Origin of the sequence: Larkinella arboricola, assembly GCF_003259745.1 — a bacterium.
GTDB lineage: Bacteria > Bacteroidota > Bacteroidia > Cytophagales > Spirosomataceae > Larkinella > Larkinella arboricola.
Genome location: NZ_QLMC01000003.1, coordinates 596,152 through 611,879, shown reverse-complemented (window position 1 = coordinate 611,879; position 15,728 = coordinate 596,152). Strand labels below are relative to the sequence as shown.

General features: G+C 51.3%; 7 protein-coding genes. 5 read left to right on the top strand and 2 right to left on the bottom strand.

The features are described from left to right. Positions 1 to 151: 151 nt before the first annotated feature. Both LX87_RS13890 and LX87_RS13885 read left to right on the top strand, forming a co-directional pair. Positions 152 to 1,414: an exonuclease SbcCD subunit D C-terminal domain-containing protein gene (locus LX87_RS13890; RefSeq protein WP_111628832.1), complete on the top strand. Its 1,263-nt coding sequence runs from the start codon at positions 152 to 154 to the stop codon at positions 1,412 to 1,414. Continuing rightward, positions 1,386 to 4,466, top strand: coding sequence for an AAA family ATPase (locus tag LX87_RS13885; RefSeq protein WP_111628831.1), 3,081 nt, complete (start codon positions 1,386 to 1,388; stop codon positions 4,464 to 4,466). The genes LX87_RS13890 and LX87_RS13885 overlap by 29 nt, the downstream gene beginning before the upstream one ends. Before the next feature lie 95 nt (positions 4,467 to 4,561). Here LX87_RS13885 and LX87_RS13880 read toward each other — a convergent pair whose 3' ends face one another. Then, on the bottom strand, positions 4,562 to 5,395 hold the full coding sequence (locus LX87_RS13880) for an enoyl-ACP reductase FabI (protein ID WP_111628830.1): 834 nt from the start codon (positions 5,393 to 5,395) through the stop codon (positions 4,562 to 4,564). A gap of 171 nt (positions 5,396 to 5,566) precedes the next feature. Beyond that, on the bottom strand, positions 5,567 to 6,940 hold the full coding sequence (locus LX87_RS13875) for a methyltransferase RsmF C-terminal domain-like protein (RefSeq protein WP_111628829.1): 1,374 nt from the start codon (positions 6,938 to 6,940) through the stop codon (positions 5,567 to 5,569). A gap of 272 nt (positions 6,941 to 7,212) precedes the next feature. On the opposite strand from LX87_RS13875, the gene LX87_RS13870 reads away from it, so the two are divergent. From LX87_RS13870 to LX87_RS13860, 3 genes are all read left to right on the top strand, one after another. Then, positions 7,213 to 10,422: a SusC/RagA family TonB-linked outer membrane protein gene (locus tag LX87_RS13870; RefSeq protein WP_111628828.1), complete on the top strand. Its 3,210-nt coding sequence runs from the start codon at positions 7,213 to 7,215 to the stop codon at positions 10,420 to 10,422. Between the two features lie 104 nt (positions 10,423 to 10,526). Then, positions 10,527 to 11,981, top strand: coding sequence for a SusD/RagB family nutrient-binding outer membrane lipoprotein (locus LX87_RS13865; RefSeq protein WP_111629201.1), 1,455 nt, complete (start codon positions 10,527 to 10,529; stop codon positions 11,979 to 11,981). A gap of 505 nt (positions 11,982 to 12,486) precedes the next feature. Next, entirely contained in the window at positions 12,487 to 15,720 is a 3,234-nt protein-coding gene (locus LX87_RS13860; protein ID WP_111628827.1) for a SusC/RagA family TonB-linked outer membrane protein, read from the top strand. Positions 15,721 to 15,728: the final 8 nt, after the last annotated feature.

Here is a 15,728-nt window from a genome sequence, read left to right as displayed (position 1 = left end):
AGCTGAAACCTGCTGTATTAGAGCAGTGAACCGGAAAAGGTAGCGTCGTTACCCGCCATTTATCTCAACTGACTTCCGGCTTTTCCCGACAAAAGAACTTGTCAGCTTCCGGAAATTTTAGCTAACTTCCGGTTTAGAAGTACTGGCAACTATGAAAATTCTGCATACCGCAGACTGGCACCTGGGGAAACGGCTTTACAAACACGATTTGCGGGAAGACCACGTTCAGTTTCTGGACTGGCTGGCCGAAACCATCGAAAGCCGGGAAATTGATGTGCTGCTGATTTCGGGGGACGTGTTCGATACCACCAACCCCAACGACGGGTCGATGCAACTGTATTACCAGTTTCTAACCCGAATGCTGCCACTGGAACGGAAGATCATCATTACCGGCGGTAACCACGACTCGCCCACTAAACTCAATGCGCCCCGCCAACTGCTCCGGCATCTGAATATGCACGTCATCGGCTGCACAACCGGCGACTGCACCGAAGAAATCATCCGGCTGGCAAACGGTTCTACCGATCTGCTGGTGGCCGCCGTTCCGTACCTCCGCGACAGTGATCTTCGCCAATCCATTTCCGGCCAGACCTACGAAGACCGTGTTGAGGCCGTGCGGATGGGCATCCGGAATCATTACGAACGCATTGTTGATCACTGCCAGACTGAATACCGGAACGCTCCGGTGCTGGCAATGGGCCACTTGTATGTTAACGGCGCGACCATCTCGCCCGAAAGCGAACGGGAGATTCACGCGGTGGGCGGACAGGCGGCTTTTTCGTCCGAGCATTTTCCACCCGGTTTCGATTACGTAGCGCTGGGACACATTCACGTTCCACAACGAATTGGTGCGGTGGAAACCGTGCGTTACAGCGGTTCGCCGATTCCATTGAGCTTTGGCGAACGCGACAATCGGCATCAGGTGCTGGAAATAACCGTCGAAAACGGAAAAATCAATACCGTAGAAACCGTGGCAGTGCCGCGCTTCCGGTCATTGCGGCAGGTGGCTGGAACGCTGGACGCCGTGCGCGAGACGCTGGAAACATTAGAAGGAAACGACGAACTGACCACGCTGGTGGAAATTCTGGTGGAAGAAGAAAATGAAAGCCTGGCCGTTCGGCAGCTTTTCGAAAAACTACAGCGCGACTACACCAGTGCGCCTTTCCAGATTGCCAAATCCCGGCTGACGTTTCGTAACAAATTAAAAGGGCTGGATTCCCTGTACGTGGCTGACACGAATTTACAGGACCTTTCGTATCTCGACGTGTTTAACCGTCGGCTCGATGCCTCGCTGGTCGAAGGGGAGGAGCGGACTACCTTGGTCGAAGCTTATAAAGAACTCTATCGGCTGGTTACGGAACAGGCGGCCCATCCCGTACAATTGCATGAAAATCCGACAAATACGCTTTCGTAATATCAATTCCTTTTACGGCGAGCACCCGCCAATTCAGTTTAACGAAGGACTGTTGAGTACCACCGGCCTGTTTGTCATTTCCGGGCCAACGGGCGCGGGAAAATCAACCTTGCTGGATGTAATCACGCTGGCCCTGTTCAACCGGGTACCGCGGATTTCGGGTGCTATCTCCAACTCCAGCATCATCGAGGAAGGCATTTTGGTGAATCAGCAGGCGGCTCTGGAACCCGGTACGGCGGCTTATGCCGAAATTGAATATGAAGTGGGCGGCAAAGCCTACCGGTCGCGCTGGTCGATCAAGAAAAACCGTAACGGAAACTGGAACAACTACGAAATGGAAATTGCCTTTCTCCCGGAAGGGCAAACCGAAGGTCAGTTGTTACCAATTAAAGGCTTAAGCGAATTTCCGAAGAAGAACGAAGAACTCATTGGCCTGACCTACGACCAGTTTATCCGGTCGATTGTGCTGGCCCAGGGTGCCTTTGACCAGTTTCTGAAGGCCCGGGCCGCCGAGCGCAGCAAAATGCTGGAGCGGATTACGGGCACCGAAATTTACCGGCAACTAAGCCAGCGCGCGCACCAGGTGAACCGGGAATACGAACTGAAAATTGCGGATAAACAGAAAGAGGGACGGCTGATCCAGACGCTGACCGAGGAGGAGGTTGAGCAACTGAAACAGGAACAGAAAGCCGTTGAGCGACGATTGAAGGAAGTATCCAACGAAATTGAGCTTTATGCCGCCGAGGATGCGTTGCTTCGCAGAATGGCCGAAGCGGAGAGCCAGCTCGCCGTTCTCAATCAGCGGGAACAGCTTCTGGAAACGAAACAAAACGCCTTTGCCGATGAAGCAAAGCGCCTGCACCGCCATGAACTGGTAGCGGATCTGGCGACAGACCTGGTTGATCTGACGCATATTGAGAAAAACCGGGAGCGGGAAGCCGTCAATCAGCGGGCGGCTCAGGCGCAGTTGGCCACCCTGAACCAGCAACTTGCCGAGCTTGTCGGAAAAGCGCAAATCCTGACGCACCAGCCGACATTGACTGCCCAAACGTTGGTAGAGGAGGTTGATCACTTTCGCAGTCGGGTGCTGGAAGTAACGCAGCAAATCAATACCGAACGGGATAAAGTCAGACAACCACTCGAGTTGATTAAAGAAACCGTTAAAGATGCTAAACATGGCTGGTTACGGGCGCTTGATACGAGAAACATTGACGAAACCTACCAGCAGGTTAAGGAAAAGAAACAGGAGATCGGCGTACATCTGGTGCAACTGGAACGGGATTATCCGGCCCTGACGCTCGAAACCGTTCGGTCGGAAATAAACCGGCTGATTGAACAGAATAACCACCTGACCGGCCTTTATACCATCCTCAAACAGCAGCAGGACCGGCTTCTTGACGGGATGAACCTCAATGACCGGATTACAAGCCAGCTCGAACTGATCAGAAACCAGGAACCGTTGCGTCAGCAGATGGCCGATGAACTCGGGGAACTGGAGGGCAAAAAGAAGCAATTGGATGAACAGAAAGTCCGGCTGTCGCAGGAAGCCAATCTGGAAGAACTCCGGAAAGCCTTGCAGGATGGCAAACCGTGTCCGCTCTGCGGTTCGGTAGAACATCCTTATGCGCAGCATTACATCAATCAGATGGGAACGCTGGAATTGCAGCTTCAATGGGTAACCCGTGACTGGGAAGCCAAAAAGAAAGAATACGACGAACTAAATAAAAAGCTGATTCAGGCCGAGTCGGACTGTGCATCGTATACCCAGCAACGGGATGAACTGCGAAAACTCTATTCGCAGAAACGAACAGAAATCTCCCAAAATCTGACGGCCCTGGCCCTGGACGCCAGTTTAACGCCGGAGCAGATTCTCGATCAGCAGGAGTTAAACCGCATTCAGCGCGAGGAACTGAGTACACTCCAGAGCCTCTGGGAACAGGAAGACACCCTGAAACGACTGGAAACGGATTTGCAGACGGTGCTGGAAAGTACCGCCAAAGGGCAGCAGTTGAAGCGGGAGAAAGAAAAACTGTATGCGGGCGACGACATTCGGGAGGTCTGCGAACGTCTGACGGGGCAGTTCGGTCGGTTGAATACGCAGATTGCGACCCAAACCGATTTGCTCACCAATGCCGTTACGGCTTTTACGGCTTTTGATCAGCAGTATACGGCTTCTGCCAATACCCTTCAACCGGCGCTCGAAGAACGGGGATTGAACGATGTAGACTCCGCCCGCGCCTGGCTGCTGGACCCCGCAACCCTGCGCCGGTTGCAGGATCAGAAAAAGGAACTGGAAAACGAAGCGAACGAGATCCGCCGAAAACGGCAGGAGGAAAGCAGCAAACGGCAGGAAGCAGTTCAGAACCGGAAAACGGAGGATTCGGCGGAGGAAATCGCTGAGAAGCTGAAAGCATTGAAGACGGAAGAACGGCAGAAAATTGAGCGGGTCGGTTATTTCAAAAACCAGATCGATTCCGACAGGGACAGCCGGAAAATCCAGAAAAAATTAGCCAGCGAGCTAACCCGACTCGAAGCCGACGCCCGGCCCTGGCGCGAACTGGACCGGCTGATCGGCAGCGCGAAAGGCGACGATTACAGCAAGTTTGCGCAGGGGCTGACGCTGGCCCAACTCATCGGTCTGGCCAACCGCCGGCTAAAAGACCTCTCGGACCGTTATCTGCTCCTGAAGCCGCGCGACGGGCAGGACGAACTCTACGTGGTGGATTTGTACCAGGGCAGCACCGAACGCACGGTTTCCAGTTTGTCCGGCGGTGAAACGTTTACGCTGAGTCTGGCGCTGGCGTTGGGCCTGTCAGACCTGGCCTCCCAGAACGTCCAGATCGAGAGCCTGTTCATTGACGAAGGCTTTGGAACCCTCGACCCCGATGCGCTCGATACGGCCATTGCCATGCTGGAAAAGCTCCAGCACGATAGCAAAAAAACAATCGGAATCATCTCCCACCGTCACGAGATCAAGGAGCGGATCAGCGTACAGATTCAGGTGGAGAAAGGAATGGAGGGAAACAGCAAAATTAAAGTTCTGGAACTGTAACGGTCTTGGACTGGGATTACACGGTTTAAAGATTGACCAAGACGGCTAGGCGGTCTAATACGATCCTGTTAATCCGTGTAATCCCAGTTCAGAAATTATTGCTGCTGTTGTTGTTGCAACTGAATCATTTTATCGGCCATATCTTCCGAAATACCGACGCTGGAGAAACCGCCATCGTGCAGCAGGTTCTGCATCGTTACTTTACGGGTCAGGTCGCTGAACAGCGTAATGACGTAATTGGCGCAGTCTTCAGCGGTTGCGTTGCCCAGCGGAGACATCAGATCGGCGTACTGGAAGAAAACGTCAAAGCCGCCAACGCCGGAACCCGCCGTGGTCATTGTCGGGGATTGGGAGATGGTATTAACGCGGACGTTTTTGGCTTTTCCGTAGCGGTAGCCGTAGCCCCGGGCGATGGATTCCAGTACGGCTTTGGCGTCGGCCATATCCGTATAGAACGGGAAGGTACGCTGAGCGGCAATGTAGCTGAGGGCGACAACCGAACCCCATTCGTTGATGGCATCCAGCTTTTCGGCCACGTGCATCATTTTATGGAACGACAGCGCCGACACGTCGATGCTTTTCTGGTACCACTCGTAATTCAAATCGCCATAAGGACGGTTCTTGCGGATGTTCGGGCTCATGCCGATTGAGTGCAGCACAAAGTCGATTTTGCCGCCCAACACGTCGATGGACTTCGTATACAGATTTTCAATATCTTCTAAAGACGTGGCATCGGCCGAAATGATCTCGGCTTCGCATTGGTCCGCCAGTTGTTTGATCGCACCCATTCGCATCGCAATTGGTGCGTTTGAAAGCGTGAATGTGGCACCTTCTTCTTTTGCTTTCAGTGCGACCTGCCAGGCAATGGATTTTTCGTCCAATGCTCCGGTAATGATTCCTCGCTTGCCTTTCAATAATCCGTAAGCCATGAATATAAAAGTTGCTTTTTGGGGTGATTATATCGATTCGGAAGGGCGCAAAGTAACTACTTTTTTTGCTGGAATACCAACGGCATAAAAACCGGTATCGCAGCCGCCCCGCGTCGTTTGTTTTCGGAAAGCCCTTCTGAGTCAGTAGAATAGTGTCATTAGCGATCAACGCTAATATTCTTTGATATCCATCCGGATGCGCCATTCTTTCGGCAGGTAATTATTGACCCGATTGCCAACGCCCTTGAGCCATCCCAGGTTCAATCCTTCATAGCGGGCCAGCAGCCAGCCCTTCACAGAATCCGCCAGCACCAGGTTTTCTTTTTTGAAATACCGTATGGCATCTTCTTTTGACAGATCAACGGCGGGAAGGTTTTCGGCGATGGCCGTGCTCAGGGCCAGTGCGTGCGACGGTATGAAGTCGTTTCCTTTAAACGTTCCCATTTCCAGCCCGAAACCTTTATTGAATAAAGCCGTATCCAGAATCCGCAGATCGGCGGAGAGGGCTTCCGGAAGGGCAAAGATGTCGCCGTTTGGTTTGACGTAAAACGAGAAGTCGCCGGGTTGTTTCAGAAACGATTGCAAAACCTTCTCCTGACGGTTTGGCACGGGTTTTAATGATCGGAATCCGCGCGGTACGGCCATGACCGTGCCGGACCGTTGCTTCTTTTTAAATATACTCAGGAAAAAGCCTTCACCCCGGACCCGGTGTGGATAACATTGGTAGCCGACGGTTTTATCCACAACTTTATCCACAATTCCCCACGAAACGGGCAAATCCAGCGTGACGTTTTCGAAACCGTTAGCGGTCAGCCATTGGGCATTCTGAACATTCTCCGCATCATTATAGGTACAGGTACTGTAGAACAGCAGACCATTGTCGCACAATAGGGGAGCCGCAGCCGTTAAGATGCGCTGCTGCCGGGCCGCACAAATCCGTACGTTCTCTTCCGACCATTCCTGCATGGCTTCGGGGTCTTTCCGGAACAGCCCTTCGCCCGAACAGGGCGCATCAACCAGCACCACATCGAAAAAACCGTTCAGATTTCGGAAATCTTCCGGGTCGTGGTTGCTGATAGCTACGTTCGGAAAGCCCCATTTTTCGAGGTTTTCTTTTAAAACCGGCACCCGGCTGCGGATTACCTCGTTGCAAACCAGCAGACTGTCCGAACTCAGCAGTGATGCCAGCAGGGTGCTTTTCCCACCGGGAGCCGCACATAAATCCAGAACCCGCAATGGCCGCTGAAGCCGGACCGTCTGGCGCAAAGCTTCAGCCAGCAACATGGACGAAGCCTCCTGAACGTAAAAAGCACCGGCCTGAAACAGGGGGTCCAGCGTAAAAACCGGGCGCTCGGGCAAATAAAATCCTTCAGCGCACCAGGGTACGGACTGTAGCGTATTCGTCAACAGAATTTTCTTCTGCGGATTGACCCGAACACTTACTGGAGGAGGTTGTTGCAGCGCGGTTTGAAAGGCCGGGTAGTCGACGCCCAATTGCTGCTGCATTTGCTGGCGGAAGGACGTGGGTAACAGCGTATCAATCATTGGGCAAATATAATTTAACGAAGTTCTTAGTAATAATGAGTGAAAATTTAATGCACAAAATTTTATCAATTTATTACGTTATTCTAGCTTTTATAAAGCTGTTGATTAACAGTAATTTAATTAGAATTTAATCTACAATCAGGGTGGTATTTTTGCCGTTTATTGGCTAGCCTTCCGAAGCCTATTGGCTTTTTGGATATTGACAAAAGAAAATTTTGTAGTAATTTCACTTTTGAATAAGATTACATTGTTCATTAACCTAAGCTAAAAACATGTTAAAACGTTTACTGATGGCCTCGCTGTGCCTGCTTGGTACAGTGGGCATCACTTATGCCCAGAATCGTACGATTACTGGCAAGGTGACCTCAGGTGAAGACAGCTCGCCCCTTCCCGGTGTTAACATTGTGGTAAAGGGAACCTCCCGCGGAGCCACATCCGATGTCAATGGTACTTACTCCCTCAGTGTACCGGACAATGCCCAAACTTTATCGTTCTCCTTTATTGGATTTAAAACGACTGACGTTTCTGTTGGTAACCGCACTACCGTTGATGTTGTACTGCAACCGGATGCTTCGACACTCCAGGAAATTGTCGTTACGGCCCTCGGTATCTCGCGGGAAAAGAAAGCCCTCAACTATTCGGTTCAGGAACTGAAACAGGAGAAACTGAACATTGCCCGCGATCAGAACGTAGCCAACGCACTGGCTGGTAAAATCGCCGGGGTGCAGGTTCTGGGTCAGTCGGGAGCTAAATTCGGTAGCCCGAGCATCCGGATTCGGGGTGTTAACTCCCTGACGGGCGGAGATCCGCTGTACGTGGTGGACGGTACACCGACCGACGTGAGCCAGGTGAACATGGATGATGTCGAAAACCTTTCGGTTCTGAAAGGACCTTCCGCAACGGCTCTGTACGGTAACCGGGCTTCGGCGGGGGTTATCGTCATCACGACCAAGCGCGCCAAAGCCGGTGAAACCCGCCTGGATATCAACCACAGCACGACGCTTGATATGGTGGGTATGCTGCCGAAATACCAGAACGAATACGGTGGTGGTTACTCGCAGGATTGGGCAACTTTTAAATTCAATCCCGCCATCCATCCGGCTTCCTGGGCCAGTTACGAAGGACAGCGCATGTTGGATTACTCTGCCGATGAAAGCTGGGGCCCCCGGCTGGATGGTCAACCGCACCGTTCGGCGGCCTCCTGGCAGCAGGGACCGCAATTTGGTCAGCTAACGCCTTACTCGGCCAATCCGAATAACGTACGTGACTTCTTTGCCAAGCCGATCAGCAACAACACTAACATTGCCTTCTCGCGCGGTACCGAAGCGTTCCAGAGCCGGATCTCGTATTCGCACATTATCAACAACGGTATTATTCCGAACTCATCGCAGACCCGGGATTTTGTCAGCGCCAAAAACACAATCAAGTTTGCCGAGAAGCTATCAGCTAACCTGAACATCAATTATACGGCGTTCAAGACAACCAACCTGCCGGCTGATAACTACGGATCGAGCGGTGGTAGAACGCCTTCAAACAGCCCGCTGGGTATTTCGAACGCAACCTTGAATGGATACAACCAAACGGTTGGTTCATTTAACCAATGGTTCCAGCGTCAGCTGAGCATTGATGATCTGCGTAACTATAAAAACCCGGATGGAACGTTCCGGAGCTGGAACATCGGTGGCCCTACAGACCCACGCCCGAAATACTGGGATAGCCCTTATACGCAGGTTTACGAAAATACCAACAACAACCGGAGTGACAGACTTTTCGGGGACTTTGGCTTAACGTATGAGTTTACGCCTTTCTTGAAAGCATCGGCCACCGTTCGTCGCGATCAGAACTACTTTAGCCAGGAGTCGCGTGTGGCACAGGGAACGCTGAATGAAGGTGGTCAGGGGGGCTATGCTACTTTGAGCGCCAACTCCCGGGAAAACAACTATGAAGCTCTGGTAAGCTATAATCAGGACATCGCAGATTTCTCACTGGTGGCAAACGTAGGGGGTAACATCCGCTATAACCGCATCAGTGGCCAGTTCCAGGCAACCGTAGGTGGGCTTTCTGCACCGAACTTCTACAACATTGCTGCTTCGATCAACCGGCCTATATCAAATAACTACTTGTACGAGCGGCAGGTAAACAGCCTTTTCGGAAACGTCAGCATCGGGTATAAAGACTTCGTCTTTGTAGAAGCTTCGATCCGGAACGACTGGGCCTCTACTTTGCCAAAAGCCAACAATTCGTACCTGTATCCTTCGGTTTCTGCCGGTCTTGTGTTCTCCGAGTTGATTCCGCAGAACAGCATCCTGTCATATGGTAAAATCCGTGCCAGTTACGCACAGGTTGGTACCGACATAGGCCCTTATCAAACGGCCCTGGCCTATAACTCAGGTACGGCTTACGGAAGCAACGCTACCCTGACGCTGCCAACAACCTTGCCAAACGCTGCTTTGCAGCCCGGTCTTTCATCATCGTATGAAGGAGGTATTGACCTGCGTTTCCTGAGTAACCGACTGGGTTTTGAATTTACGGCCTATCGTAACGACAACAAGAATCAGATCATCCCGATCCCGGTTACGCCAACCAGTGGTTATACAAATGCCGTTATTAATGCGGGTCTGATTCAGACCAGCGGTCTGGAGTTACACATCAACGCAGTACCGGTCCGGTCCGCTTCCGGTTTTACCTGGGAGTTTGATATCAACCTGGACCGCAACCGCTCGAAAGTGGTTAAACTGCAGGACGGTTTAACAAACTACCAAATTCCGGAGGGATCACAATGGCGGACACTGACCCTGAACGCCCGCGAAGGTGAAGACTGGGGTTTACTGGTTGGTCAGGGAATTAAGAAAGATGCCAATGGTAATCGCATGGTGTATGGCAGCGGTCCTAACGCCGGCTTGTACATCAAGGAAGAAAACGTGCCCCTGGGTTCGGTTCTGCCGAAATTCAAAGGCGGTTTCCTGAACACCTTTACGTACAAAGGATTGTCGTTGCGTGTTAACGCCGACTTCATTGCGGGTGGTAAGTTCTTTTCAACGACCAAAATGTTCAATAACTACTCGGGTCTGGGTGCCGAAACCGCTGGTTTGAACGAACTGGGCAAGCCCAAGCGTGATCCGGTATCGGCCGGTGGTGGTATTCTGCTGGAAGGTGTAACCGAAGATGGCCAGCCGAACAAGACGCGGGTTGAAACTCAAAACCTGTATGAAAACTGGTTGTTTGCGCTGAATGAGTACTGGATCTACGATAAAACGTACATCAAGCTGCGTGAGATTGCAGTTGGTTACAACCTGCCGAAGAACATGCTGGGGAAATTTATCAAATCGGCTAACGTTTCGCTGATTGCCCGTAACCCGCTCCTGATCTATAGCGCCGTGGGTGGTGGTATTGACATCTCGGAATCAGAGACTTTGTGGTATGAAGGTGGTCAGTTGCCGCCGGTTCGCTCCTTCGGTGTTAACCTGCGTCTTGGCCTCTAATAAATGTGAAATTATGGATAGAAAAAGCTCAGAATTTCGTTATGAAATATGAGCTTTCTATCCTGATTTTCAAAGCCCAACAAACTTTTTCAAAAACAGACATTATGAAATTTTATAAGCCCTTTATTCTGGCAGGGTTGATGTTGTCTACAGTAGCCTGTAACAACTTCGAAGAAATGAATGTCAACCCAAACAGCCCGTTGTTGCCTAACACCGCTAGCTTGTTTACGGCTGCCATTCGGACTGGCGTTGGTACGACCAATAGCCAGGTAGGCCCGGGCGGCTTCAACATTGCTCCGGCCTTGTACGTGCAGCAGTTCAGTGATATTACGTATATCGAGGATTCGCGCTACAAAACCATCAACTTTAGCTACAACGGTTTATACTCAGGTCCGCTGGTGAACCTCCAGGCTATTATCGATCAGAATACAGACCCTGCTACGAGAGCCAGCGTGGCTACGTACGGATCGAACAACAACCAGATTGCGGTTGCCCGGATCTTGAAAGCGTACATTTTCCGGTGGATGACGGACCGTTGGGGCGATATTCCGTATTCACAAGCGTTGAAAGGTGCCGAAAACTTTTCACCAGCCTTCGACAAACAACAGGATATTTACAACGACCTGTTTAAGGAGTTCAAAGAAGCGGCTGCTCAGTTTGATGGCGGAACCGCGGTGAAAGGCGATATTTTGCTGAACGGTAATGCCACCAACTGGAAAAAATTTGCGGCTACCCAGCGGATGCTGATGGCCCTGCAACTGTCGAAGGTAGATCCGACGAAAGGCAAAGCCGAGTTTACGGCTGCGCTGGCGGATGGCGTCTTAGCTTCAAATGCTGACAATGTACGCTATACCTTCCTGGCAGATGCGAACAACGAAAATCCGTTGTATACAAATTATGTACGCAGCAACCGGAAAGATTTCGCCGTCAGTGATGTGTTTGTAAATTACCTGAAGAAAGTAAACGACCCGCGTTTGCCTTATATAGCGGCTAAAAATGAGGTTGGTGATTATGCGGGTGCTCCTTACGCTGCTTTCCCGCCGGCCGGACCCGCTCAGAACTTCTCTTTGGCAGCTACAACACTTTCTGCGCAAAATGCTCCGGTTAATGTCGTAACCTATGCAGAAGTCCTGTTTGCGCAGGCCGAAGCGGCTAAATTAGGCTGGATTACCGGCGATGCAAAGGCATTGTACGAATCGGCTGTGAAAGCTTCGCTGCAACAATGGATGGGAACGGCTTACACGGATGCTGCCTATACCGCTTACATTGCTCAGCCCGATGTAGCGTATTCAGACGCGAAAGCCATCGAGCAAATTGCTACGCAACGCTGGATCGCTCTGTTCTTCCAGGGAACGCAGGCCTGGAACTCATGGCGTCGGACGGGATATCCGGTCCTGAAACCGGCGGCTGCCCCGCTGAACGGGGGTACCGCTATTCCGCGTCGGTTAGCGTATCCGGTGACAACCGAAGGAACGCTGAACACGACTAATTACAACGCCGTTATTGCCAGCCAGGGTCCAGATACGCAGTACACCCGCGTCTGGTGGGACAAGCAATAAGCACGCTAAGCTATCGCTCTTAAAAAGCGCCCTTGTCTGACGGTCAGACAAGGGCGCTTTTTTGTTTAGTTGCCAGCTAAAATGAAATAAGGACCATGTAATCTATAGTTTATAGAAATTTAGTTAAAAGTAGGATATTGGGAAATGTGTAGTACGATATACCGTATATTTTATTATAGTCAGGAGAAAATTTTATAGTTTCATTTATTGACTGGTATTTTGTTTTGATTAACTTAGGTGGCATTTATTAACCTAAGCTACCTATGCATAAACATGTACCCATTAGCCGGTTGTGTCTATACAGCACATCCGAACAAGTTTTCTATGCCCCAAAACGGCCCTTCTCCAGCACAGGGTTTTCGGGTAAAGACGGTTCCCCGCCGACTCTGAATAACGGTCTTCCCGGTTTGCTCTTCCTTCCCGGTGTTGCCACGCTTACTCTATAAGAAAATAATACCAGACTGTATCAACTCCTGAATTAACCAAACTAATTGTCACCATTTCTATGAAAAAACTTTTACTCAGTAGCTGGCTACTGTCGCTCGTATTCTGTTTGCCGTTGCTGGCGCAGAACATCAACGTGTCTGGCCGGGTAACGGCTTCTGAAGACGGTTCTCCGCTTCCGGGCGTAAACATTGTTGTGAAAGGTTCTACCAAAGGAGCAACCAGTAATGCTGATGGGACTTACGAGATCAGTGTATCGAAAGGTACCGTTTTACAGTATAGCTTTATCGGTTTTGTGACCCAGAGTGTTACGGTCGGAGCCCAGACGACAATTAACGTTGTCATGCAATCGGACGCTTCTCAATTACAGGAGATTGTGGTAACGGCCCAGGGGATCCGGAAAAATCAGCGGGAGATTGGGTATGCGTACTCCAAGGTAAGTACAGACGATGTGACCGTTGGCCGCTCTCCCCAGCTCGCCCAGGCGCTGTCCGGAAAAGTGACGGGTTTGGCGGTGTATAATGTGAACAACAGCGTAGACCCGGCCGTAAAAGTCGTGTTACGGGGTTTTCGTTCGCTGACCGGTAACAACGAAGCGTTGGTGGTACTGGATGGTATGCAGACGACCTCTACCATATTGGCTACCATCAACCCAAACGACATTGAAAGTGTGTCGATTCTGAAAGGTGGTCAGGCCGCTACCCTGTACGGATCAGCCGGTATCAACGGGGCTCTGATTATTACAACCAAAAAAGGAGCACAGGGAAAACTGCGCGTATCGTACTCCAACAGTACAAACTTTGAGCAGATTAGCTTCCTGCCGCAGATTCAGGATAAATACGGCTCCGGATCGCACTACTCAACGTCGTACGGGGCAGCCGGTTATAAGACAGACTATCTGGAGCGCATGAAAGACAACTGGCGCTCGTACGAAAACCAGCAGTACGGTGACCCCTTCGACGGCTCCATCCGGATGCAGGGCCGGACCACGGAAGCCGGCGGCCAATACATGCTTCCGTACTCGGCGATCAAGGACGCTCGCCGGAAGGCTTTCGATACCGGTGTGTCAATGAACAACCAGATCAGTTTTCAGGGGGGCGACGAAACGAGTTCGTTTTATCTGTCGGTTGAGAATCAAAAAATCAGCGGAATTGTGCCGCATGATAAGAGCGAACGGACGGGCGCTCGTCTGTCGGCTACCAAAGAATACGGAAAGGTAACTGCCGGTTTCAATGCGGCTTACACCCAGGCGGCTTACGACCGCACCTCGTCGGACTTCTACAACGATGTACTCAACCAGCCCGCCAACTTGCCCTTGAGCGACCTGCGCGACTGGCAAACCGATCAGTTTGCCAACCCGAACGGGTATTACAACGATTATTACAACAACCCGTATTTCAATGCCGATAATAGCCGGATGAAGTACAAGGATGCTAACCTGAACGGAAACGTAAACCTGAGTTTCCGGCCCACCACCTGGCTGACGTTTACCGAGCGTCTCGGAATCATGAATAACTCCCGGACCGGAAAAAACACCACCGGTAAGTTTTTATACAGCGACTGGGCCAAATCCAAAGCCTTTATTCCGGCGCCCTTCTTCCGCGAAGGTGACGGTACCGGTATTTACCGGGCCATTACCGATGTGCTGGGCGGGGTAACCGATTATTCCGGTACCGAAAACGTCGTCAACAATGAATTCCAGATTCAACTGGCAAAAGACTTGGGCCCGCTTTCGAACAAGCTGATTCTCGGAAGCAGCGTTTACCAGCGCACAACCAAAGCCATTGCGGTAGGCTCAAGCTCCATTGTTGTTCCGGATGTGTATAACGTAGCAAACCGCCAGGGCGAACTAACGGGCGGGGAAATCAGCACCCAGGAACGCCGGTTTGGTTACTACGCCGACTTGACCACGAATTACAAGAACTGGTTGATTCTGAACGGTACGTTCCGGTTCGATGCAACTTCCCGCTTCTATAAGCCCGATCGCCCCGCCAACACCTGGTCGTATCCGTATTACGGTGCAGCCCTCTCGTTTATTCCGACCGACGCCTTTCCTACCATACGGAACCAGTTTTTGAACTATGCGAAAATCCGGTTGAACGCAAACAAAAATGCCAACGACAACATTCCGCTGTACGGTCTGGATCTGGTGTATAACAACGGAGCCAACTTCCCGTATGGCAATACAGTCGGTCTGACCGTCGGTAACATCCTGCCGGATGCCAACCTACGGCCCGAACAGGTCTACTCCGCCGAAATTGGTGGTGAATTCCAGTTGCTGAACAACCGCATAAACCTGGACGTGTCGGCATATACGCAAACCTCAAAAGGGCAGGTAATAACCGTTAAAATTCCGAACTCGACCGGTTTCAATAACCTGTTGATCAATGTTGGAGAAACGAAAAACTGGGGGTACGAAGCGGATCTGAAGTACCTGATCTTCAGAGAGGGTAAGTTTACCTGGGATGCCAGCGTGCGGTATTCGTTCAATGATAACAAAGTAATTGACCTGTATCCGGGTATCACGGAGTTCCAGTACGGCGGCTTTGCCTACGCAAACACCAACGTCATTAAAGGCGAACGTTTCCCCATTCTGAAAACCGACGGTTATCAATATGCTTCTGACGGGTCGGGCCGCGTGCTGGTCAACTCCGCCACGGGTTATCCGTTGCGCCAGACCACCTTATCGGCGCGGGGCGGTGTGCTGCCCCGGCACATTGCCGGTTTGGGCTCAAAAATGGATTACGGCAACGTTAGCTTTACGTTCAACTTCGAATATCGCGGTGGGAATGTTATGTTCAGTGATTTGGGCCGCCAGATGACCTTTACCGGAACCGGTAAATGGACCGAAAACCGTGCCCCGCATATTTTCCCAAACTCGGCTTATCTGGACACGGACGGTAAAACCGTTGTTCCGAATACGACCGTTCAGATTCGTGAGCCGGAATACGCCCTGTGGGTTGACAACTACCGGCTGATTTCCGAAAACTTCGTAACTCCGGCCTGGTTCATCAAACTACGGGATGTAAACCTGGCGTATCGTCTGCCGCAAAATCTGCTCGCCAAAACCCGGTTCATCTCAGGGGCTAGCATCGCCATCTACGGTCGAAACCTGTTTACGATTGTCGACAAGCTGAATTACTACACCGACCCGGAATTTAGCTATCAGGGCAGTGCTTCGCCGGGCAGTACCGCTACCCCAACCACCACCTCGGCCATCGGTATTGGTATCAATACAACGGGCCAGACCCCGCCGGTGCGTCAGTATGGCGTCAATCTTAACATTACTTTCTAGATTACTGA

Excerpts from the sequence above, each read along its gene's own strand:
- LX87_RS13860 (WP_111628827.1), top strand. The coding sequence starts at position 12,487 with ATGAAAAAACTTTTACTCAGTAGCTGGCTACTGTCGCTCGTATTCTGT.
- LX87_RS13870 (WP_111628828.1), top strand. The coding sequence starts at position 7,213 with ATGTTAAAACGTTTACTGATGGCCTCGCTGTGCCTGCTTGGTACAGTG.
- LX87_RS13885 (WP_111628831.1), top strand. The coding sequence starts at position 1,386 with ATGAAAATCCGACAAATACGCTTTCGTAATATCAATTCCTTTTACGGC.
- LX87_RS13865 (WP_111629201.1), top strand. The coding sequence starts at position 10,527 with ATGAAATTTTATAAGCCCTTTATTCTGGCAGGGTTGATGTTGTCTACA.
- LX87_RS13875 (WP_111628829.1), bottom strand. The coding sequence starts at position 6,940 with ATGATTGATACGCTGTTACCCACGTCCTTCCGCCAGCAAATGCAGCAG.
- LX87_RS13880 (WP_111628830.1), bottom strand. The coding sequence starts at position 5,395 with ATGGCTTACGGATTATTGAAAGGCAAGCGAGGAATCATTACCGGAGCA.
- LX87_RS13890 (WP_111628832.1), top strand. The coding sequence starts at position 152 with ATGAAAATTCTGCATACCGCAGACTGGCACCTGGGGAAACGGCTTTAC.